Source organism: Stenotrophomonas maltophilia (genome assembly GCF_039555535.1).
Taxonomy (GTDB): domain Bacteria; phylum Pseudomonadota; class Gammaproteobacteria; order Xanthomonadales; family Xanthomonadaceae; genus Stenotrophomonas; species Stenotrophomonas maltophilia_Q.
Genome location: NZ_CP154630.1, coordinates 2,033,590 through 2,055,175 on the forward strand (window position 1 = coordinate 2,033,590; position 21,586 = coordinate 2,055,175).

The window sequence follows — 21,586 nt, forward strand, 5'->3', positions numbered from 1 at the left end:
ATATGGGGTCAGATCCGTTTTCCGTAGGAAAACGGATCTGACCCCACGCCAGGCAATGCGGCTGTCGAGGTTGCCGGCCAGCGGCCGGCAACACCTCAGGTGCGGTGGTCAATCCGGTTCGTGCTGTACCTGCCGCCACAGCTCGCTGGCCAGTGCCCGCACCGCATCATCGGCATCGGCACGATGCAGCAGGCCGATCTCGTAGTTGTCGATCACCGGCAGGTCGCGCTCGCCATCGATGATGCGGTGCTCGCGGGTGACTGCGCGACGCGGCAGCAGGCTGATGCCGATGCCATCGGCCACCGCGCCCTGGATGCCACTCAGCGACGAACTGGTGAAGGCAATGCGCCAACGCAGGCCCAAGGCCTCCACGGCGTGGATCATCTCGTCGCGGTACAGCCCTCGCGGCGGGAAGGTGACCAGCGGCAGCGGCTCCTGCTGCAGGCAGCTGCTGCGCAGGCTGTCGATCCAGTGCATCGGCTCGCGCCGGCAATGCACCGCCTGGCGGCTGTTGCGGCGCTGCTTGACCAGCACCAGGTCCAGCTCGCCGTGGTCGAAGCCGTGCGCCAGGTCACGGCTCAGCCCGCTGCTGATCTCCAGCTTCACCTGCGGGTGGCGGCGGCTGAAAGCGGCCAGCATGCGGGTGGTCTGCGGGTTGACGAAGTCCTCCGGCACGCCGATGCGCACGGCGGTTTCCACCGTTGCGCCGGCCAGGGCTTGGGCCATTTCGTCGTTCAGATCCAGCATGCGCCGCGCGTAGCCGAGCAGGGTGTGGCCGGCGTCAGTGGGGTGCACGTCGCGGTGGCCGCGCTCAAGCAGGCGATGCCCGGCCAGTTCCTCCAGCCGGCGTACCTTCTGGCTGACCGTGGACTGGGTCGAATGCAGGCGCGTGGCCGCCGTGGTGAAGCTGCCGCAGTCGGCGACCATCACCAGCGCCCGAAGCAGGTCCAGCTCGAACAGAGTTCTATTCGATTTGGAACTGTCTTGCATTTGAACATTTCACTTCTGGATACCGAGGCCGACTTCTACCATGCAGGACGGGGGCCGGCAATGCCCGGCTGTTGCTACCGTCACGCTGCGTTCCGTGGCGACGGACATGAGGAGACACTGCCATGCGCTTCCGTCGTTCCCTTCGCTGGCCCGCACCTATGGCGCGCATGCTGCTGCTATGCCTTCTGGCCATGGTCACCCCTGCCTGCACTGCGACCCCCAAGGCTGATGGGGGGATCCGACTGCGCGATGCCGCCAGCCGTGGCGACGCCGATGCCGTACGCGAGGCGATCGAGCAGGGGGCCGATCTGGAGGCGCGTGACGGCCAGGGCCGCTCCGCGTTGTTACTGGCGACCCATGGCAACCACGTGGATGCCGCGCGCGAGTTGATCGAGGCCGGTGCCGACGTCAACGCCAAGGATGCGCTGCAGGACAGCGCCTACCTGTACGCCGGCGCGCGTGGCCTTGACGAGATCCTGGCGATGACCCTGGCGCATGGTGCCGATCTTCGCAGCACCAACCGCTATGGCGGAACCGCGCTGATTCCCGCCGCCGAGCGCGGCCATGTCGCCACCGTGCGCACGCTGCTGCGGGCCGGCGTGGCGGTGGACCATGTCAACCGCCTGCACTGGACCGCGCTGCTGGAAGCGATCCTGCTCGGCGACGGCGGTGCGCGCCATGCACAGATCGTGCAGCTGCTGCTGGAGGCCGGTGCCGACCCGGAGCTGGCCGACGGTGATGGCGTTACACCGCTGGCCCATGCCCGTCAGCGCGGCTATACCGACATTGAAACGCTGCTGCGCCAGCACGGCGCAACGCGCTGATAGAGAGCCCCTTCCACCCCGCACGCTGGTCGTGCCCACCAGGATGCTGTCCATGTTCCGTTCCCGTCCGTTGTCCCTCGCCATCCTTCTTGCGGTGGCACCGCTGTCGGCTTCTGCCGCCGAGCGCGCCGACCTGTTGATCCGCAACGCCACCGTGGTCGATGTCGAGCACGCCAGCACCGTGGCCGGGCAGAGTGTGGTGATCCGTGGCGAGGACATCGTCGCCGTCGGCCCGGACGCGCAGCTGCGCAGCCAGTGGAGCGCCGCCCGCCAGATCGACGCCAAGGGCAAGTACCTGATCCCCGGCCTGTGGGACATGCATGTGCACTTCGGTGGTGGCCCGGCGCTGATCGAGGAGAACAAGGCGCTGCTGCCGCTGTACATCGCGCACGGCATCACCACCGTGCGTGACTGCTCAGGCGACCTGCCCGGGCAGGTGCTGCAGTGGCGTGGCGAGATCGCCAAGGGCACGCTGTTCGGCCCGCGCCTGCTCAGTTCGGGCGCGAAGATCGAAGGCATCAAGCCGGTCTGGAAGGGCACCATCGAGGTGGGCAGTGAGGCCGATGTCGACAAGGCCATCACTCGCCTGCAGCACGACAAGGTCGACTTCGTGAAGATCACCGACAGCACGCTGAAGCCGGAACTGTTCCTGTACTCGGCCAGTGCGGCGCGCAAGGCGGGCTTCAAGGCGTCGGGCCATATTCCGATGGCGTTGACGGTGGAGCAGGCGGTCGATGCCGGCCTGGCTTCGATCGAGCACCTGGACTACGCGTTCAAGGCCGGCAGCAGGGACGAGGCGCAGATCGCCGCCGACTTCGGCGCCGGCCGCATCGACCGCGCCGAAGCCAACCGCCGCCTCGACGCCAGCTTCGACCGGGACACCGCGATGCACGCCTACCGTGATTTCGCCAAGCGCGGCGTGTTCGTAACCCCGACCCTCAACGGTGGCCGCATCCTGGATTTCCTTGACCAGGACGACCATGCCAACGATCCGTACCTGGCCTACATCGGTCCGGGCCTGCGCGCGACCTACCAGTGGCGCGTGGACCGTGCAGCGAAGGCGACGCCGGCACAGATCGAAGCGCGCCACGCGCAGTACCACCAGGTAGCGGCCGTGCTGCCGTTGCTGCAGGAGGCGGGCGTGACGATCATTGCCGGCACCGATGCGGGCTTCCTCAACTCGTTCAACTTCCCGGGCATCGCCCTGCACCAGGAACTGCAGCTGTTCGTGAAGGAAGGGCTGAGCGCGCCGCAGGCATTGTCGGCGGCGACCCGTTCCGGACCGGCCTGGTTCGGCCAGATGGACCGCTATGGTGGTGTCGCGCAGGGCAAGGCTGCCGACCTGGTACTGCTGACCGCCAACCCGCTGCAGGACATCGCCGCCACCGAGAAGATCGACAGCGTGATCCTGCGCGGCAACGTGTATGACCGCGCCGCGCTGGACAGGATGCTGGCTGATACCAAGGCCAAGGTGGCCGCGTGGAATGCCGAGGCTGCCAAGGCCAACTGATGCCCCCGGGGTCGGATTCCTTTCCTTCGGAAAGGGATCCGACCCCGACCGACGCCCTTGCTTCCGGCACGGGAAGGATCGGGCATGGGCGCCTAGCATGGTGGCCGGTTCCCGTTCGACGCCGTGCATGTCCGCTGCCCCCGCCTGTGTGTTGCCTGCCCCCGAAGCACCGTTGTCGTTGCCGCGCCCACGCGTGGTCATGCTGGGATTGTGGGCGCTGCTGATCGCCACCGCGGTGCCGGCGGTGCACCTGAGCCAGCAACCGGGTGGTCTGGTTCCAGCGGCGTTGTTCATCGTCGGTGCCGAGCTGCCCTGGATGCTGGCGACGCCAGCGCTGTGGGCGGCCTGCCGGCGCTGGCCCTTGCCGGGACGGCGCCCCCTGATCGGCTGGTTGTTGCTGGGCCTGCTGCTGACACCGGCATTGACTGCGCTGGGCTGGGGGCTGGGCCATCTGCTGCTGCAGCTGTGGCAGGCGCAGCCGCTGCCGTCGTCGCGCCACGTGGCCCGAGCAATCGGCGTTACCACGTTGTTCGCCTTTCCCACCTTCATCGCAGTGGCCGGTACCGGTCACGGCCTGGCGTGGTTGCAGCGGCTGAACGCGCAATCGCAGGCCCTGCGACTTGCCCGCGAGGTCGCACTGCGACAACACCTCCAGCACCATTTCCTGTTCAACGCACTCAATGCCATCGGTGGCCTGGCGCTGCTGCGTCCACTGGCGGCGGACGCGGCCCTGGTGCAGTTGTCCTCGTTGCTGCGCGACACCCTGCAATGCCCGGCGCAACGTCCGCTGGCGGATGAGCTGGGCGCTGTACAGGATTACGTGTCCCTGCAGTCGCTGTTGCATGACGAGGCGTTGCATCTGCACCTGCAGGCCAGCGCCGAGGCCCTGCACTGGCCGGTGCCGGGGCTGCTGCTGCAGCCGCTGATCGAGAACGCCGTGCTGCATAGTGGCTGGCAGGCGGGGGATCCTCGTCTGCAGATCGAGCTGAAAGCGGAGGTGCAGGGTAGCGGGTTGGAGGTGGCCGTGTTCAATCCCTGCCTGCGTCCTGCGCGCAACGAAGGCCTCGGCAGTGGCCTGGCCACACTGCAGCGCCGGTTGGCGATGATCGGCGGCCATGTGCAGGCCGGCCACAGCGGCAGCGGCTACAGAGTCTGCCTGTTCCTGCCGGAACCGATGGCATGATGCGCCCGTTGAGCGTGCTGCTGGTGGATGACGTGGCATTGGCGCGTCACCGCCTGCGTGAGCTGCTGGCGCACATTCCGCCGGTCAGGGTCGATGCTGAAGCGGCCAGCCTGGACCAGGCACGCAAGCACCTGCAGGGGCGGCGCTTCGATCTGTTGCTGCTGGATCTGGTACTGCCCGATGGCCGCGGCTGGGAACTGCCGGCGCAGCAGCCTGCACTGGCTGCGCACACCATCTTCGTGACCGCACTGCCACAGCATGCGCTGCAGGCTTTCGAGCTGGGGGTGGCCGACTATCTGCTCAAGCCGGTCGCGCTGCCACGACTACAGGAAGCGATCACGCGGGTGCGTCGCCTGGCCGGGCTGCTCGACGATGGGCAGGCCAATACGCAGGTTCTGGCCGTGCCGGCGGTGGGTGGAACACAGTACGTACCGTTGGCGCAGATCGACTACATCGACATGGCCGGGCACTATGCGTGTGTCCACGTCGGGCAGCGCCTGCATCTGCTGCGCGAGACGATCGCGCGGTTGGCCGAGCGCCTGGCGCCGGGCGGCCTGCTGCGCGTGCATCGCTCGGTGCTGGTCAATCCGTTGCGCGTGCAGGGCGTGGTCGAGCGTCACAACGGGGATGCGCTGCTTGAGCTGGCCGGGGGCGCGCAGGTGCCGGTCAGTCGCAGCTATCGCACCGCCTTGGCGTCCGCTCTGGACGCGCGGCTGAAACACCGTTGAGGCCAGCCGCGGCACGGTTGGCACCATCGACGCCGGTTCCTGCGGTACATGCCGCTCCCTCCGGGCACCCTCTCCCTTTTGCGGACGAGGGCAGGACATGCGGAAACGAGCGGGGTGGGGATGGTTGCTGTGTGCGCTGGCGATTCCGGCGATGGCCGATGTCCGCGTTGAGGTTGATGACCAGCACGGGCGTGCCGATCGTATTCCGGTGATCAAGGTCGAGGGCCTTGCCGTCGCCGAGACGGTGCGCCTGCGCCTGTCGATGCAGGACAGCCGGGGCCAGCGCTGGCAGTCAGAGGCCGTGCTGCGTGCCGATCTGCGTGGCCAGGTCGATACCACCGGCAGCGGATCGGAGCAGGGCAGCTACCGGGGCATCGATGCGGGCGGACTGATCTGGTCGATGCAGCCGCAGCAGAGGCGCGCCAGTGCAATGCCGCTGAATTGGCGACGCGCGGCCGATGGCATGGGCTTCCTGCCGCAGACGTTCGAACTGGAGGTTGAGCGGGCCGGTTCGGTCGTTGCACGGCAGACCCTGCAACGTCACCTGATGCTGCCTGGGGTGCGGGTGCAACGGGTCGATATCGGCGGGCGCGAGGCGCGTCTGTACCTGCCAGCGGACAGGCCCGCCCGGACACGAGGGCCGGCGCTGGTGACGCTGGGTGGCGCGGAAGGCGGCTTCGAGGGCGGCGACCAGTACGCCGCCTGGTTGGCCAGCAACGGCTACATCGCCGTGTCGATTGCGTGGTATCGCGGGCCCGGTGTGCCCAAGGATCTGATTGACGTGCCGCTGGAGACCGTTCGTGATGCGGTGCACTGGCTTCAGCGGCAGCCTGGCGTGGATCCGCAGCGGGTCGGTCTGCTGGGCGGTTCCTGGGGCGGGATCGCAACCATGGCCACCGCCGTCCATCTGCCCACGCTGCGCGCGGCGGTGTCCTGGGTTGGCAGCCCGGCTCCGTTCCGTGGCATTGCGCGCGACGTTGCCCCGGCCGATTTCAGGGCCGTGGATCGCTCACCCCTGAGTTGGCAGGGCAAACCGCTGGCGTGGCTGCCGTATCGGGAGGATGTGGACTGGGGACGGCCGGGGCCGCAGTGGGCGCCTGCATTGCAGGCGGCGATGCTGCCGATCGAAACGATCGCTGCACGGACATTGTGGGTGGGAGGCGGCGATGACCGCCTGGGCGACTCCGGCGTGATGATGGCCGTTGCCCAGCGTCGGTTGGCCGAAGCAGGGCGAGGTGATCGCGACCGGTTCCTCTACTACCCCGATGCGGGGCATCTGATCACGCCGATTCTTCAGCCGAGCTCCCATCGCCATGACGTGGGTCCGTTCCTTGAAGTCGGGGGCACCGCCGAAGGCCATGCGCGCGCCGACCGTGAAGTGGGCCCGGCCGTGCTGGCGTTCCTGGCCGAGGCGTTGTGAGCGGGCGCTAATGCGTTGCCGGCCGCATGCCGTGCAACTGCGGAAGTGCGGCCTTCATCGCTTCGATGAAGGCGCGCAGCCGTGGCGGCTGCTGGCGCGCGGCAGGAAACACGACGTGTACCGGCAGTGCCGGCGCCTGCCAGTCCGGCAGCAACTGCACCAGGCGCCCTTGTGCCAGGTCCTCGGCAACCAGCCAGGCCGAGACCACCGCCGCGCCCAGCCCGGCGCGTGCAGCCTGCTGCACCACGAACAGGTTGTCGCTGAGCAGGCGTGGGCTGATCGAAAGGGTGTGCGCACGCCCCTGCGCGTCGTGCAGCAGCAGGCGTTCGCGGTAGTAGGTGACCAGCGAGATCCACGGTAGGGACTGCGCCTGTTCCGGCGTACTCACCGCAGTGTCCTGCACCAGCGACGGCGCCGCTACGACGATGCGCGGCACCTCGGCCAGTGGCAGTGCCACCATGCGCGGCTCGTCGACAGGGCCCACCCGCACCGCGCAGTCGATGCCTTCTGCGATGAAATCCGGGCGACGATCTTCAAGGATCCACTCCAGGCTCAGCTGCGGGTGCTCGGCGAGGAATGCGAGCATGGTCGGCAGCAGCTGCGCCTGGCCAAAGGCGTGCGGCACCATCACCCGCAGGCGTCCGCGCAGCGTTTCTGGTTCGCCCTGGAGTTCGGCCTGCAGCGACTCCCATTCGTCGACCACGCGCTGCGCATGACGCTGGCAGCGCAGCCCGTCCTCGGTCAGTTGCAGGCCATGGGTGGAGCGCTGCAGCAGGCGCAGGCCCAGCTGCCGCTCCAGTGCCTGCAGGCGGCGGCTGACGGTGGGCTGGGTGGTTCCCAGCTGCTCGGCTGCGGCCGACAGGCTGCCGGCATCGACGATGCGCAGGAAGGTACGCAGCAAGTCCAGGCGATCGGCGCCGGTGGCGAGGTCTGTCATGCGCAGGGCGTATGAAGGGTATGCGAATCAGCCTACTACAGACGTTGGGTGAATATGGGCACGATACGCCCACTTCCTCCACCGGACTTCCCCATGTCTACCCCCTCGCTGTCCGTCGCCGCACCCGCGACCGCGCCTTCCACCCCATTGGTGCTGGCGATGGCGGCCGGTGCCGGCTTCTCTGTGGCCTCGCTCTACTACAGCCAACCGATGCTGGGCCTGATCGCCCAGGATCTCGGCGCGGGGGAGCGCGCGGCCGGCCTGGTGCCGACCCTGACCCAGCTGGGGTATGCGCTGGGCATCCTGCTGCTGGCACCGTTGGGTGACCGTTTCGACCGCCGTACCCTGATCCTGTTGAAATCCGCGCTGCTGGCGCTGGCACTCGGCGCGGCAGCGATGGCCGGGCACCTGCCGGGCCTGCTGATGGCCAGCCTGCTGGTGGGGCTGATGGCCACGCTGGCGCAGGACATCGTGCCGGCCGCTGCGGTGCTGGCGCCGGATGCGCAGCGCGGGCAGATCGTCGGCCGGGTGATGACCGGCCTGTTGCTTGGCATCCTGCTGTCACGGGTGGTCAGTGGCGTGGTGGCCGAGGCGTGGGGCTGGCGTACCCAGTTCGTGCTGGCTGCGTTGTCGGTGGCGGCGATGGGCGCGGTGATGGCGCGTGCGCTGCCGCGTTTTGCACCGACCAGCACGCTGCGCTATCCGGCATTGTTGGGTTCGTTGCTGGCGTTGTGGCGCGAGCAGCCGCAGCTGCGCCGTGCGGTGGCCAGCCAGTCGTTGCTGGCGGTGGGCTTCAGCGCGTTCTGGTCGACCCTGGCGCTGATGCTGCATGCACGGTTGGGGCTGGGTAGTGCCGCAGCGGGTGCATTCGGCATCGCCGGTGCGGCCGGTGCGCTGGCCGCACCGTTCGCCGGCCGCTTCGCCGATCGATTGGGGTGCCACGCGGTGGCGCGGCTGGCGATCGCGGTGGCGCTGCTGGGTTTCGGCCTGCTGCTGGCCGAGACCTGGCTGCCGGCCGTCGCGCTGCTGCCGCTGCTGGTGGTGAGCGCGCTGCTGTTCGACTTCGGGTTCCAGTCGGCGCTGGTGGCGCACCAGACGCTGGTCTACGGCCTGGTGCCGCCGGCACGCAGTCGCCTCAATGCGCTGCTGTTCACTGGCATGTTCATCGGTATGGCGGCAGGTGGCGCGCTGGGCAGCCTGGCGCTGGCGCAGTGGGGATGGCACGGCGTGGCCTGGCTGGCGGTGGTGTGTGCGGGCGGCAGCCTGCTGCTGCGTTTGAAGTAAGGGGGGGCGTTCGGCAGGGCTTGCAGCCCTGCACCTGCTGGAGGCAACAGCAACAGCAACAGCAACAGCAACGGCACCAGCAACGGCGGGGTTCCTGTAGGTAGGCGGGATGGGTCCGGTTGCGGGGGACGCCGTGAATCCGTCCATGGAGGCTCGGTCGCGCCATCCATGGCGCTCACGCCCCCGCAACCGGACCCACCCCGCCTTCGACAGGTTCCTGCGGTCTGTTGGAACGGCTCTTGGGGGTCAGATCCGTTTTCCGGAGGAAAACGGATCTGACCCCTGATTGATTTCGATATGCGACAGAAGTGTCGACCAAGGTCGACACCTACCGACAGCCGCAGGAATCTGTCAGAGGTGGGGCGGTGTCGGAGTGCGGGGTGTCCGCGGCATGGATGCCGCGGCCAAGCCCCCATGGACGGGTTCACGGCGTCCCCGCAGTCCGACACCGCCCCGCCATCCCACGGAATCCATGCTCTTGCTGTTGTTGTTGAGGTTGCCGGCCAGCGGCCGGCACTACCGCAGGTGCAGGGCTGCAAGCCCTGCCGCCCCCCCTAATCGTGCCCGCTGTCGTCCAGGCTGATGATGCCGCGCCGCAGTGCCTGGGTGACCGCATGCGTGCGGTCACCGACGCCGAGCTTGTCCATCAGGCTCTTCATGTGCGCCTTTACGGTCTGCTCGGAAATCTGCATGCGCTCGCCGATGCGCTTGTTCGACAGCCCGCCGGCGACATGACGCAGTACCTCGGTCTCGCGGGGCGACAAGCGGTCTTCCACCACGTGCGCGGCGATGCTGGCGGCCACCGCCGGGGGAATCGGTGCGCGCCGGCCGCCGGCGACCATGCGAATGGTGTCGACCAGCTCGTGGCGCAGCATGTCCTTAAGCAGGTAGGCGCTGGCGCCGGCCTGCAGCGCCCGCACCGCGCGCACATCGCCGCGGTAGGTGGTCAGCACGATGATGCGCGCACGCGGGTCCATCGCGCGGATCCGCACGATTGCTTCGACGCCATCCAGGCGTGGCATCTGCAGGTCCATCAGCACCACGTCCGGCTGCAGCTGCTGGTAGCGTGCGATGGCTTCCTCGCCATCGGCGGCCTCGCCGAGCAGGCGCAGGTCGGAATGGGCGCCCAGCAGCGCCGCCAGGCCGTCACGCAGCAACGGGTGGTCGTCGACCACCAGCACGCCGATCGGGGCAGGGTTCTCAGTCATGGTTTGCTTTACTCCAGGGCCAGCGCCAACGTGAGGGGCGGCGGTGATACAGGCGCCGCGCGGGAACCGCCAGCGCTACTTCCGTACCCAGTCCGGGGCGGGTCCACAGCTGCAGCTCGGCACCGAGCCGCTGTGCACGCTCGCGCATCCCCTGCAGTCCCCAATGGCCGTGCCCAGCGTCTTCATCGGTGATGCCGACACCGTCATCCCGCACGTGCAGCAGGAAGCAGCGCGTGCCGTAGGACAGCTCCACTTCGATCGCGCTGGCATTGGCATGGCGCAGCGCATTGCGGATCGCCTCGCGTCCGATCAGGAACACTTCCTCGGCGGCATCGCTCTGCAGCGGCGGCAGCGCACCTTCCACGGTCAGGCGCAACGGATTGGTACCGTGCCCGGCGTACTCGGCATGCACATCGGCCAGTGCCGAAGCGAGGTCGCGACCCGCGAACGGCCCCTCGCGCAGCGCATTGACCCGCTCGCGACCCTCGGCCAGATTGCGTTCGGCCAGTTGCATCGCTGACTCCAGCTGGCCGCGTACCGGCTCCGGGGTCTGGGGTGACTGGCTGATCGCGTGCAGGCGCAGGATCAGGCCCTGGCTTCCCTGCAGCAGGGTGTCGTGCAGGTCGCGCGCGATGCGTTCGCGCTCGCCGTTGCGTTCCTGCAGGCGCGCGCGGAACAGCGCGGCCAGCTGCCCGCTGCGGATGCGTACCGCCATCACCAGCAGCGCGAGTATCGCGGCTGCGCACAGCAGCTTGAACCACACGGTCTGCATGAAGGTGGGCGCGATACGGAAGCTGCGGCTGGCCGGCGCCGTACTCCAGATGCCGTCTTCATTTGCCGCTTCCACTTCGAAGCGGTAACTGCCCGGCGCCAGGTTGGTGTAGTACGCGCGCGTGCTGCTGCCGGCGTCCTGCCAGCCATCATCGACGCCGGACAGGCGGTAGCGGTAGCGGTTGCGCTCCGGGCGGGCCAGGGACAGGGCCACATAATCAATCTGCAGCTGGCTGGTGCCGGCCGGCAGGCGCAGACCGTCCCGCAGGGGCTGCTGCTCGCTGCCGTACAGCACGTCACCGATGCGCACGCTGGGGGCCATCGCATTGATGTGCGAACGGTGGGTGTCCAGCCAGGCCAGGCCCTGGTTGGTGGCCAGCCACAACAGGCCATCGTCGGCCAGGACAGCCGTGGAGATCGGCCCGCTCTGCAGGGCGATACCCGGCATGCCGTCCACGGCATCGAACAGGCGCGGCGCAACCTGCGATCCCGAGCGCAGTGCGCGGCGCAGCAGGTTGCTTTCCAGCCTTACCAGGCCACGGCTTCCATTCAGCCACAGGTGCCCGTGCGCATCGGCGACCATGCCGGTGATGCCTTCGAGCACCCCAGCCATATCGGTGCGTACCGCGGTGAAACGTCCCTCGCCGATGCGAGCGGCCAGCCCGGCTTCGCCGGCGACCAGCAGCAGGTCCTGGTGATGCAGCATCGCCGTGATCGGCCCCACCGACAGGCCCTGGCTGGCATCGAAGTTCTCGATGCGGTTCGCACTCATCCGGCGCAGGCGGCCGTCGGCATAGCCAAGCAGCAGCTGGCCTTGGGCATCCAGCGCCAGCGACGAGCAGGCCTGCTCGGGCAGGCGGATCTCGCGCTGCCACTGGCCGAGCTGGTAGTGCAGCACCCCGCGTTCGCCGGTGCACACCCAGGCCTGCGCGTCGTCGGGGAACAGCAGCGCATGCAGCGGTTGCCCGGTGAACGGCGCCGGCAGCGGGATCAACGAGGTACGGCCGGCGACCGTGCGCGCAAGATTGACCCAGTCGAACTGCCAGATTGGCGTGGCTGCCTGGCGTGCGGCGGACTGCAGTTGCATGGCGCTGCCATCCAGCAGGGTACGTCCCAGGTCGTACGGCTTGAGGTCTTCGCCGTAGCCATACACGCGGCCATCGCTGGCCCGCACCAGCGAGCGGTAGGGATCACTCGGGCCAACCGCCAGGGTGTGCACGCTGCGTGCGCGGAAGCGGTTGAGGCCGAGATTGGTGCCAACCCAGAGATTGCCTTCGCGATCGACGATGATCGGCACCGCCGAGGTGGCGGTCAGTCCGTGCGGTGAATCGAAGCGCTCCATGCGCACGGCCCGGGTGCCGTCGAAGGTGATGCGGGCGACGCCGCCGTGCGGGCTCATCGTGGCCCACAGCGCGCCATCGGCAGTGAACTGCAGGCGCGCAGCAACCAGTTCCGGAAGACGCCGCGCTTCACGTTCGCCAGCCGCCAACAGGCCCTGCGCGTTGGCCAGGGGGGAGGTGCCGCGCACCCGGTCGGCCAGCCACACTTCACCCTGCGGGCTTTCAGCAAGCGTTGCCATCTGCGAGACGGCGATGCCGGTGTCTTCGAACGCGGGCTGACCGGGCGCACGCATCCAGATCTTCAGGTCGGCCAGTACCCAGAACCTGCCCCGGCTGTCGTGCAGCACCCACTGCACTCGGCGCTCGGGCAGGCCGGCAGCGGCCGGCAGTGGCTGCCAGCGTTGTCCGTCAAAGCGGCGCAGTCCGCCATTGATCGCCGCCCACAGCTGGCCCTCGCGATCCTGGCTGAAGTGCGGGACCACGCCGACCGGCACCCCTTGCTCGTGGCCGTAGCTGTGCAGCCGCCCCTGCGCGAACCGGCTGATGCCGGCCTGGAAGTAGCCGATCCACAGGGCGCCATCGCGGCCCTGTGCCAGCGTGACCATGTTGGTGGACGGGAACTGGTTGTCGACGGGCGCCGCCTGCCGTTCGAAACGACGGCCATCGAAGCGGTACAGGCCCGAGCCCGTGGCCAGCCACAGCAGGCCGTCGCGGTCCTGGCTGATGTCCCAGATGTCGCCTGGAGCGCCCTGGCCGACGCGCCAGGCGGTGTGCTCGTAATCGGGCAGCCCGCCGCTCACTGGCGGGCGCTGCACGGCAAGAGCGGGCAGGGCGGTCAACAGCAGCAGGCACGTCAGCAGCGTCGGCAGGCGACGCAGGAACGGGAAGGGGCAGCCTCGCATGGCGCGCATTCTGGCAGGTGCGGGGCAGTCCCGGGTGACCCGAACGGGGTAGGCGCCCGGCGCCCCGGTCGGCTATCACGCCGACATGTTCCCCGGAGCCCGGCCATGCAGCGCCTGTTCGTGATGTTTCCCGATCGTGGCCCGGGCGTCGGTCTGCTGTGGCTGCGGTTGTGCCTGTCTGCGGCACTGTGCATGCCCGGCACGCATGCGGGTGGGTGGTCGGCGCTGTGCCTGCTGGCAGTGCCGATGCTCATGCTGGGTGTATTGACGCCACTGGCGGTGCCGATAGCGGCCGTGGGCATGCTCGTGCAGCAGGCTCCGTGGCCACAGGTGGTGCTGCCGTTAGCGCTGTTGATGCTTGGTCCTGGCGCCTATTCAGTGGATGCGCGGTTGTTCGGGCGCCGTCTGCTCGGCCGTCGGCCTCCCCCATTCGGGTAGGTGCTGGCCTCGACCGACGGGGGTAGGGCATCGCGCGCACGCGCCGCACCATGGGCCACCCCCTCACGGCGTCCTCGATGGCCACCGTCCTTCCACCTGCCCCCCCCGCCGCGTCGCTGGCACCGCAGCAGGCCGCCGCGTTGCAGCGCGCTCTGCGCTATGTCGATGAACACCTGTCACAGCCGCTGCGGGTCACCGAACTGGCGGCCGCCGCCTGCGTCAGTCGCTTCCATCTGGTGCGCCTGTTCCGCAGCGGTACCGGCGCCAGCCCGCTGCGCTATGTACGCCGCCGCCGTATCGAACGTGCGCGCCAGCTGTTGTCGGCCCAGCATCTGCCGATGTCCTGCCTGGCGCAGCAGCTGGGCTTCTTTGACCAGAGTCATTTCGTCCGCAGCTTCCGCGCAGAGACGGGCTGCAGTCCCGGCCAGTACCTGGCCGGTGATGCCGCCCTCCTGCTTCCCCCAGACCTTGATTCCAACGGAGTCCACGCATGAACCTTGCAACCGCCACGCCCGCTCCTTCCCTGCTGTCACCGACCGACCATGCGCTGGTACTGATCGACTTCCAGTCGCAGATGGCCTTTGCCACCCATACCATCGACATCTCCGCGCTGCGCAACAACGTGGCGCTGATCGGCAAGGGCGCCAAGGGCTTCAACGTGCCGGTGCTGTTGACCACGGTGGCCGAAGCCTCGTTCTCCGGCCCGATGTTCCCGGAACTGCCTGCGATCTTCCCGGGCCAGCGTGTGTTCGACCGCACCTCGATGAACACCTGGGAAGACCAGCCGGTGATCGACGAGATCAACCGCATCGGCAAGCGTCGGCTGGTGATGGCCGGGCTGTGGACCAGTGTCTGCATCGTGGGCCCGGCCCTGTCGGCACTGGCGCAGGGCTTCGAGGTCCATGTGATCACCGATGCCTGCGGCGACGTCAGCGAGGAAGCGCACGAGCGCGCGATCACCCGCATGGTGCAGGCCGGTGCGGTGCCGATGACCAGCGTGCAGTACCTGCTGGAGCTGCAGCGCGACTGGGCACGCGGTGAAACCTACGATCTGACCACCGGCATCGCGCGCGATCATGCGGGTGGCTACGGCATCGGCATCCAGTACGCCAAGCGCATGTTCGGCGCGCAGGAAGGCGGGCACTGAGCATGCTGGCCGGCCATGGCCTCGACCTGGCCCTGCTGATGCTGCGCGTGGCGGCAGGAGGCTTCCTGCTGCCGCACGCACTGGGCAAGCTGTTCGGCTGGTTCGGTGGTCCGGGGTTGTCCGGTTTCGGCACCGAACTGCGCGGCTTCGGGTTGCCATCGGCAGCGCCGTTGCCGCTGCTGCTGGCGTTGACACAGGTGGCGTCCGGCCTGGCCGTGCTGCTTGGCTGGCAGACCCGCATTGCCGCGCTGGCGGCAGCGGCCTTCATCGGCTTCACCGTACTGCTGGCCCTGCCCAAGGGCTGGTTCTGGATGCGCGGCGGCACGGAGTACCCGTTGATGTGGACGGCAGTACTGCTGGCCCTCGCCCTGGCCGGGCCTGGCGCCTGGGCGCTGGACGGCCAACATCTTCCGGGAGATCTCGCATGAGTCACGATCCACTCGACCACGGCCGCCGCAACGTGGTGTTGGCCAGCGGCGCCGCCGTGGCGCTGGGCCTGGCCGGCCGCGCCGGTGCCGCACTCGATTCCACTTCCAAGGAGCGTCGCATGAGCACGCTGGTCATCCGCAATGCCCGCATCACCACGCTTGATCGTCAGCAGCCGCACGCGCAGGCGCTGGCCGTACAGGAAGGGCGCATCGTCGCCGTCGGCAGCGACGCGGAGATCATGCGCGACTGGGGCAATGAAGCGACCTTGATCGACGCCCAGGGCCGGCGCCTGCTGCCCGGCCTCAACGACAGCCACACCCACCTGATCCGCGGTGGCCTGAACTACAACCTGGAACTGCGCTGGGACGGCCTGCGCTCGCTGGGTGACGCGCTGGACATGCTGAAGGCCCAGGTCGACCGCACGCCCGCGCCGCAGTGGGTGCGCGTGGTCGGTGGCTTCACTGCCACGCAATTCAACGAGAAGCGCCTGCCGACCCTGCAGGAGCTCAACGACATCGCACCGGATACGCCGGTGTTCCTGCTGCACCTGTACGACCGCGCGCTGCTCAACCGCGCCGCGCTGCGCGCCTGTGGTTACAACAAGGACACTCCCGATCCGCCGGGCGGGCAGATCGTGCGTGATTCGCTGGGCAACCCGACCGGGCTGCTGCTGGCCAAACCCAATGCGCTGATCCTGTACGCGACGCTGGCCAAGGGCCCGCGCCTGCCGATCGAGTACCAGGCCAACTCAACGCGCCACTTCATGCGTGAACTGAACCGTCTCGGCATCACCTCGGTGATCGACGCCGGCGGCGGTTTCCAGAACTATCCCGAGGACTACCAAGTCATCGAGCAGCTTCACCGCGATGACCAGCTGACGGTGCGCATTGCCTACAACCTGTTCACCCAGAACAAGGGCAAGGAAGTGGATGACTTCCGCGGCTGGAGCGAGATCCTGCAGCCGCGCCAGGGCGATGACCTGCTGCGCCACAACGGTGCCGGCGAGATGCTGGTGTTCTCGGCCGCCGACTTCGAACTGTTCAACGAGCCCCGCCCGGAACTGCCGCCGGAGCTTGAGCCCGAACTGCATGACGTGGTGAAGCTGCTTGTGGAGAAGCGCTGGCCGTTCCGCATCCACGCCACCTACGACGAGAGCATCACCCGCATCCTCGATGTCTACGAACAGGTCAACCGTGAGGTGCCGTTCGATGGCCTGCACTGGTTCATCGACCACGCCGAGACCATCACCCCGCGCAACATCGAACGCATCCGTGCGCTGGGTGGCGGCATTGCCGTGCAGCACCGCATGGCCTACCAGGGCGAAGCCTTCGTCGAGCGCTACGGTGTGCAGGCCGCGCGGCACACGCCGCCGGTGAAGCGGATGTTGGCCGAGGGCGTGCCGGTGGGTGCGGGCACCGATGCCACCCGCGTGGCCAGCTACAACCCATGGGTGGCGCTGTCCTGGCTGGTGACCGGGCGCACCATCGGTGGCCTGGCCCTGTATGGCGAGGAAAACCTGCTTGAACGCGAGCAGGCGCTGCGCCTGTGGACCCAGGGCAGTGCCTGGTTCTCCGGCGACGAGGCGGTGAAGGGCACCCTGAAAGCCGGCCAGCTGGCCGACTTCATCCTGCTCTCGGCCGACTTCTTCCGCGTCGACGACGCGCAGATCGCCGACATCACCAGCCTGCTGACCGTGGTTGGTGGCCGCATCGTGCATGCCGACGGCGACTACGCAGGCCTGGCGCCGCAGCTGCCGCCGGCGATGCCCAGCTGGTCGCCGGTCAACAGGTTCGGTGGCTACCATGTCGGGGGCGCCGCCACCGGCTTGGCAGCTGCACATCGCCACCATCACGGCGTGGCCTGCAGCACCCACGGCGCGCACGGGCATGCCGCGCAGCACGCGGCACCCACCGACGATCTGACCGCGTTCTGGGGCGCGATGGGATGCTCGTGCTTCGCGTTCTGAGCCTGGCGCTGCTGGTTGTGCCGACACTGGCGCTGGCCTGCGAAGGTGGCCGTTGCACCGAAGCAGGCGACGGCCAGCTGCAATGGGACGCGTCGCTGCGCGTGCGCGGTCTGTACTACGACCCGACCCGGTTCGGCATCGGCGGCAGCGAGGATGGCTATGGCCTGCTGCGTGCGTTGGCGTCGGCCACCTATGCCCGCGATGACTGGCAGGTGAAAGTGCAGCTGGGTGTCCACGGCGAAAATGGCAGGGCCGGTGGCCCTGGCCGCACCGACCGCAGTGCGCTGGACGTGCAGCAGGCGTACTGGCGTTGGCAACGTGGAGGTTTCCACATGCAGCTGGGGCGGCAGGAAGCCGGCTATGGAAGCTCACGGTTGTTGTCGGTTCGCGATGGCCCGAACATCCGGTTGGCCTTCGATGGCGCACGGGCAGGATGGAAGGGGCAGTTCGGCACGCTTGACCTGATGGCCCTGCGACCGGTGGAGAACCGGCCGGGGGCGTTCGATGATCGCGGTGAGTCCGGGGCGCATCTGTGGGGGGCGTATGCCACCACAGCGCGCGGCCGCTGGCCTGGGCAATGGGACCTGTACCTGCTGGATTACCGTCGCGACGGTGCGCGGTTTGCCGCTGGCTCCGGCAACGAGCGGCGGCAGACACTCGGCATGCGCTGGTTCGGGCAGGCCGGTTCGCTGGACTGGAACAGCGAGCTGGTGGTGCAGGGCGGTGAACTGCGTACCGCTGCCGGCAATCTCGACATCCGCGCCTGGACGCTGGCGACCGATACCGGCTGGCGCTGGAGCGATGTGCCGCTGCAACCGCGCCTGGGGCTGAAGGCCGACATCGCCAGCGGCGATGGCAACCTGCACGATGGACGATTGGGTACCTTCAACGCGTTGTTCCCGAAATCGGCCTACTTCAGCGAAGCCAGCCTGTTGGCGCCCGCCAACCTGATGGACGTGCAGCCTACGCTGGCACTGCGCCTGCACGACGCGGTGACGACGGAGCTGGGCGTACAGATGGCCTGGAAGCATCGTCGCGCAGATGCGGTCTACACCACGCCGGCACCACTGGTGGCATTGCCGGGCAGTGCCGGTGGTGGGCGCCGAATCGGCACCCAGTACAAATCCGAAACCCGCTGGCAGGCCAGCGAACACTGGCAATGGCAGCTGCAGCTGGCCTGGGTCGACGCCGGACCTGCACTGACGCAGGCCGGTGGCCAGGACACGCTGTTCGCCTCGATCGTTGGAGCATGGCAATGGTGAACGCAACCGCTTCGCACCCCCCCGCACAGGCCGCAGGTGCCTGGTCCCCGCTGAAGATCCGGATGTTCCGTTCGATCTGGCTGGCCATCCTGGCCAGCAACATCGGCACCTGGGTCAATGACGTGGCCGCCGCCTGGGTGATGGCCGAACGTACCGGCTCGCCGTTGATGGTGGCGCTGGTGCAGTCGGCCACCACCGTGCCGATCGTGCTGTTGGCGCTGGCGGCCGGAACGCTGGCGGACATCGTCGATCGCCGCAGGTACCTGTTGGCGACCCAGGGCTGGATGCTGCTGGTGGCGGCAGTGATGGCCGCGCTGACGGCGATGGACATGCTGACTCCGCAACTGCTGGTGCTGCTGACCTTCTGCATGGGCTGCGGTGCGGCGATGGCGATGCCGGCGCAGGCGGCGATCGTGTCCGAACTGGTGCCGCAGCCGATGCTTGCCTCGGCGGTGGCATTGAACTCGATCGGCATCAACATCGCGCGCTCGATCGGCCCGGCCATCGGTGGCGTGATCGTCGCCCAGCTAGGTGCGGTGTGGGCGTTCGGATTCAACGCGATCACCTTCGCTGCGATGCTGTTCGTGGTGTGGGGCTGGAAGCGTGATCCGAAGCAGTCCAGCCTGCCGCCGGAAGGTTTCGGCGCCGGCCTCAAGGCGGGCCTGCGCTATGCCAGCCGCGCTGGGCGGTTGCAGGCGGTGCTGATCAAGTCGGTCGGGTTCTTCTTCTTTGCTGCTGCGATGAATGCACTGCTGCCGGTGGTGGTACGCGGGCAGATGCAGGGTGGGGCGGGGCAGTACGGCATGCTGCTGGGCTGCATCGGCATGGGTGCAGTGGGCGGTGCCTTGCTGCTGCCGAAGCTGCGCGCGCAGATGGATCGTGACCTGCTGGTGCTGCTGGCCACGCTCTCACTTGCGCTGAGCCTGGTCGGGCTGGCGCTGACCCGCAGCTGGTACGTGCTGCCATTGGTGATGCTGATCAACGGTTTTGCCTGGATCACCGTGCTGTCGTCGCTGCAGATTGCCGCCCAGACCGCGGTACCCGCGTGGGTACGCGCGCGTGCATTGGCGCTGTACATCATGGTGTTCTCCGCCGGCATGGCGGCCGGTGGCCTGAGCTGGGGCGCGCTGGCTCAGCGCACCTCGCCGGAGCTGGCGCTGCTGGTGGCTGCCGCAGGCGCGGTGATCGGCGGATTGTTGGTGTGGCGCGTGCGCATCGCCGGTACCGAAGACCTGAACCTGCGTCCAGCCGGGCACTGGCCGGCACCGGAACTGTCGGTGCCGGTGTCAAACGATCGAGGTCCGGTGCTGGTCACCATCGAGTACCGCATCGACGATGCAGATCGTGCCGCGTTCCAGGCGCAGATGCGCGCGCTGGGAACGATCCGCCGCCGCGATGGCGCGGTGGTCTGGGGCGTGGTCGAGGATGTGGCCAGTCCGGGCATCCACCTGGAGTATTTCGTGACCCCGTCGTGGCTGGAGCACCTGCGCCAGCACGAACGCATCACCGCCGACGACAAGGCGATCCAGGAAGTGCTGCGTGGGCTGCATCGCGGTGAACGCGCACCGGTGGTGCGTCACTTCGTGGGCGGTCACGATCCGCTGCCCAGGACTGGGGTCCCGCACCACCACAGCGATATCTGAACTGCCCTTGGTAGAGTCGGCCGCTGGCCGGCTGTGCAGATTGCGATGGATTGATCGGGTTGCCGACCAGCGGCCGGCACTACCGAAGGAGCGGCGGCGCCGTTGGGGCGCCGCCGCGGCACATCAGCTGCGTGCGAACGCCAGCAGGTCGGCGTTGAACTGGTCGGCGTGGGTAACGGTCAGGCCGTGCGGCGCACCGGGGTACACCTTCAACTCGGCGTCCTTGATGATCTGCGAGGACAGTTTGGCCGAGGCATCGAACGGCACGATCTGGTCGTCATCACCGTGCACGACCAGTGCCGGCACATCGATCTTCTTCAGGTCCTCGGTGTAATCCACTTCCGAGAACTCGTGCACGCAGTCGTACTGACCCTTGACGCCGCCGAGCATGCCCTGCAGCCAGAACGAATCACGCATGCCTTGGGTGACGCTGTTGCCATCGCGGTTGGCACCGAAGAACGGCGTGGTCAGGTCCTTGAAGAACTGCGAGCGGTCGCCGCCGGTGCCCTTGCGGATGCCGTCGAAAACTTCCAGCGGGGTGCCCGCCGGATTGCCGGCCGTCTTGAGCATCAGCGGCGGTACGGCGCCGACCAGCACCACCTTGGCCACGCGCTTGCTGCCGTGGCGACCGATGTAGTGGGCCACTTCGCCACCACCGGTGGAGTGGCCGACCAGGATCGCATCCTTCAGGTCCAGCGCCTCGATCACCGCCGCCAGATCGTCGGCGTAGGTGTCCATGTTGTTGCCATCCCAGGTCTGGCTGGAACGGCCGTGGCTGCGGCGATCATGGGCGATCACGCGGTAGCCGTTCTGGCCCATGAACAGCATCTGCGGGTCCCAGGCATCGGAGGACAGCGGCCAGCCGTGGGCGAACACGATCGGCTGGCCGGTGCCCCAGTCCTTGTAGAAGATGCGCGCGCCGTCGGCGACGGTGACGAAGTTGCTCATTGCGGTTTCCTTGGCGGAAGGGAGGGGTGGCGCCGGCCAATATGCCGGTACCACCGGCAGTACAACGCACGTCCTGGCGGAGGGCTTGCACGGCTGTGCTGGATTGACCGGGGTGTGACGCGTATCGCTCTGGAACCCGGCCGCTTTCGCGCTGACGATGATGGCCGTCCTGTCCAGGAGCGAGCGATGTCCAGAGTGCGGTGCAGCCCGCTGTTGTGCTTGCTGCTGGCCACGGCGGTTCATGCGCAGACCAACGTCTACAAATGCGTTGACGGTCCGCATCCGGTCTATCAGCAGACACCCTGCCAGGGGCGTGCGGAATGGCGCTGGGAGGTGCCGGAGGAGCAATCGCTGTCGCGCGGACCGGTGACAAAGGCGGCCAGGGCGGGCAGCGCGGTGCTGGCGCCACCGCGTACCGTGCGCTCGGGGCGGGCGCATGCCGTGCTGATACCCATCAGTACAGACCCCAGGGCCTGTGAACGCGCACGCCAGCACCGCGGGAACGTGTTGGCCAGGAACAAGCAACTGCACTTCCTGCAACGCCGTCAGCTGGACGACGCGGTGTACGACGCCTGCCGCTGAGCGTGGTTCGCGAAAGGCCAAAAACGACAACGGCGCCCTGGGGCGCCGTTGTGCGTGGATGCGGAAGGCGGGGC

The 21,586-nt window shown here is 68.2% G+C and carries 19 protein-coding genes; 14 read left to right on the forward strand and 5 right to left on the reverse strand.

The genetic code is table 11. From position 1 onward, the window contains the following. Positions 1-108 precede the first annotated feature (108 nt). Positions 109-990 (reverse strand): LysR substrate-binding domain-containing protein, encoded by an 882-nt coding sequence (locus AASM09_RS09440; protein ID WP_049429022.1) that lies wholly within the window; start codon positions 988-990, stop codon positions 109-111. 122 nt (positions 991-1,112) lie between these two features. On the opposite strand from AASM09_RS09440, the gene AASM09_RS09445 reads away from it, so the two are divergent. From AASM09_RS09445 to AASM09_RS09465, 5 genes are all read left to right on the forward strand, one after another. Further along, positions 1,113-1,814, forward strand: coding sequence for an ankyrin repeat domain-containing protein (locus tag AASM09_RS09445; RefSeq protein WP_049429021.1), 702 nt, complete (start codon positions 1,113-1,115; stop codon positions 1,812-1,814). A 52-nt stretch (positions 1,815-1,866) separates the two neighbouring features. Then, on the forward strand, positions 1,867-3,324 hold the full coding sequence (locus AASM09_RS09450; protein ID WP_049429020.1) for an amidohydrolase family protein: 1,458 nt from the start codon (positions 1,867-1,869) through the stop codon (positions 3,322-3,324). 127 nt (positions 3,325-3,451) lie between these two features. After that, entirely contained in the window at positions 3,452-4,507 is a 1,056-nt protein-coding gene (locus tag AASM09_RS09455) for a sensor histidine kinase (protein ID WP_238378693.1), read from the forward strand. Then, positions 4,504-5,235, forward strand: a complete 732-nt coding sequence (locus AASM09_RS09460; protein ID WP_049429018.1) for a LytR/AlgR family response regulator transcription factor — start codon at positions 4,504-4,506, stop codon at positions 5,233-5,235. Before AASM09_RS09455 ends, AASM09_RS09460 begins: the two co-directional genes overlap by 4 nt. Positions 5,236-5,332: 97 nt before the next feature. Further along, positions 5,333-6,655, forward strand: coding sequence for an acyl-CoA thioesterase/bile acid-CoA:amino acid N-acyltransferase family protein (locus tag AASM09_RS09465; protein ID WP_049429017.1), 1,323 nt, complete (start codon positions 5,333-5,335; stop codon positions 6,653-6,655). Between the two features lie 7 nt (positions 6,656-6,662). Here the strand turns inward: AASM09_RS09465 and AASM09_RS09470 are convergent, their stop codons facing one another. Beyond that, positions 6,663-7,592, reverse strand: coding sequence for a LysR family transcriptional regulator (locus AASM09_RS09470; protein WP_049429016.1), 930 nt, complete (start codon positions 7,590-7,592; stop codon positions 6,663-6,665). 93 nt (positions 7,593-7,685) lie between these two features. Between AASM09_RS09470 and AASM09_RS09475 the strand changes: the two genes are divergently transcribed. Next, positions 7,686-8,876 (forward strand): MFS transporter, encoded by a 1,191-nt coding sequence (locus AASM09_RS09475; RefSeq protein ID WP_049429015.1) that lies wholly within the window; start codon positions 7,686-7,688, stop codon positions 8,874-8,876. 554 nt (positions 8,877-9,430) lie between these two features. Here AASM09_RS09475 and AASM09_RS09480 read toward each other — a convergent pair. Further along, on the reverse strand, positions 9,431-10,084 hold the full coding sequence (locus tag AASM09_RS09480; protein WP_049427795.1) for a response regulator: 654 nt from the start codon (positions 10,082-10,084) through the stop codon (positions 9,431-9,433). After that, on the reverse strand, positions 10,077-13,106 hold the full coding sequence (locus AASM09_RS09485; protein WP_049427793.1) for a sensor histidine kinase: 3,030 nt from the start codon (positions 13,104-13,106) through the stop codon (positions 10,077-10,079). The genes AASM09_RS09480 and AASM09_RS09485 overlap by 8 nt, the downstream gene beginning before the upstream one ends. 96 nt (positions 13,107-13,202) lie before the next feature. Between AASM09_RS09485 and AASM09_RS09490 the strand changes: the two genes are divergently transcribed. The 7 genes from AASM09_RS09490 (at position 13,203) to AASM09_RS09520 (ending at position 19,982) form a co-directional block, all read left to right on the forward strand. Continuing rightward, a complete protein-coding gene (locus AASM09_RS09490) occupies positions 13,203-13,535 on the forward strand; it encodes a hypothetical protein (protein ID WP_049427791.1) in 333 nt (110 codons plus the stop codon). A gap of 50 nt (positions 13,536-13,585) precedes the next feature. After that, positions 13,586-14,029 carry a helix-turn-helix transcriptional regulator gene (locus tag AASM09_RS09495; protein WP_053091927.1) on the forward strand — a complete coding sequence of 148 codons (444 nt, stop codon included), beginning with the start codon at positions 13,586-13,588 and terminating at the stop codon, positions 14,027-14,029. Beyond that, complete coding sequence (locus AASM09_RS09500) at positions 14,026-14,682, forward strand: hydrolase (protein WP_049427787.1); 657 nt, start codon at positions 14,026-14,028, stop codon at positions 14,680-14,682. The genes AASM09_RS09495 and AASM09_RS09500 overlap by 4 nt, the downstream gene beginning before the upstream one ends. 2 nt (positions 14,683-14,684) lie before the next feature. Further along, the gene (locus AASM09_RS09505; RefSeq protein WP_049427785.1) at positions 14,685-15,110 is read left to right on the forward strand and encodes a DoxX family protein; all 426 of its coding nucleotides are present in this window, start codon (positions 14,685-14,687) and stop codon (positions 15,108-15,110) included. A 119-nt stretch (positions 15,111-15,229) separates the two neighbouring features. Next, a complete protein-coding gene (locus tag AASM09_RS09510) occupies positions 15,230-17,077 on the forward strand; it encodes an amidohydrolase (RefSeq protein ID WP_180849041.1) in 1,848 nt (615 codons plus the stop codon). Next, complete coding sequence (locus AASM09_RS09515) at positions 17,056-18,339, forward strand: alginate export family protein (RefSeq protein ID WP_049427782.1); 1,284 nt, start codon at positions 17,056-17,058, stop codon at positions 18,337-18,339. Before AASM09_RS09510 ends, AASM09_RS09515 begins: the two co-directional genes overlap by 22 nt. Continuing rightward, positions 18,333-19,982: an MFS transporter gene (locus tag AASM09_RS09520; protein ID WP_049427780.1), complete on the forward strand. Its 1,650-nt coding sequence runs from the start codon at positions 18,333-18,335 to the stop codon at positions 19,980-19,982. Before AASM09_RS09515 ends, AASM09_RS09520 begins: the two co-directional genes overlap by 7 nt. Before the next feature lie 123 nt (positions 19,983-20,105). Here AASM09_RS09520 and AASM09_RS09525 read toward each other — a convergent pair whose 3' ends face one another. Next, on the reverse strand, positions 20,106-20,930 hold the full coding sequence (locus AASM09_RS09525; RefSeq protein WP_049427779.1) for an alpha/beta fold hydrolase: 825 nt from the start codon (positions 20,928-20,930) through the stop codon (positions 20,106-20,108). A gap of 186 nt (positions 20,931-21,116) precedes the next feature. Here AASM09_RS09525 and AASM09_RS09530 point away from each other — a divergent pair, with 186 nt between their 5' ends. Continuing rightward, positions 21,117-21,512, forward strand: coding sequence for a DUF4124 domain-containing protein (locus AASM09_RS09530; protein ID WP_049427777.1), 396 nt, complete (start codon positions 21,117-21,119; stop codon positions 21,510-21,512). Positions 21,513-21,586 lie beyond the last annotated feature (74 nt).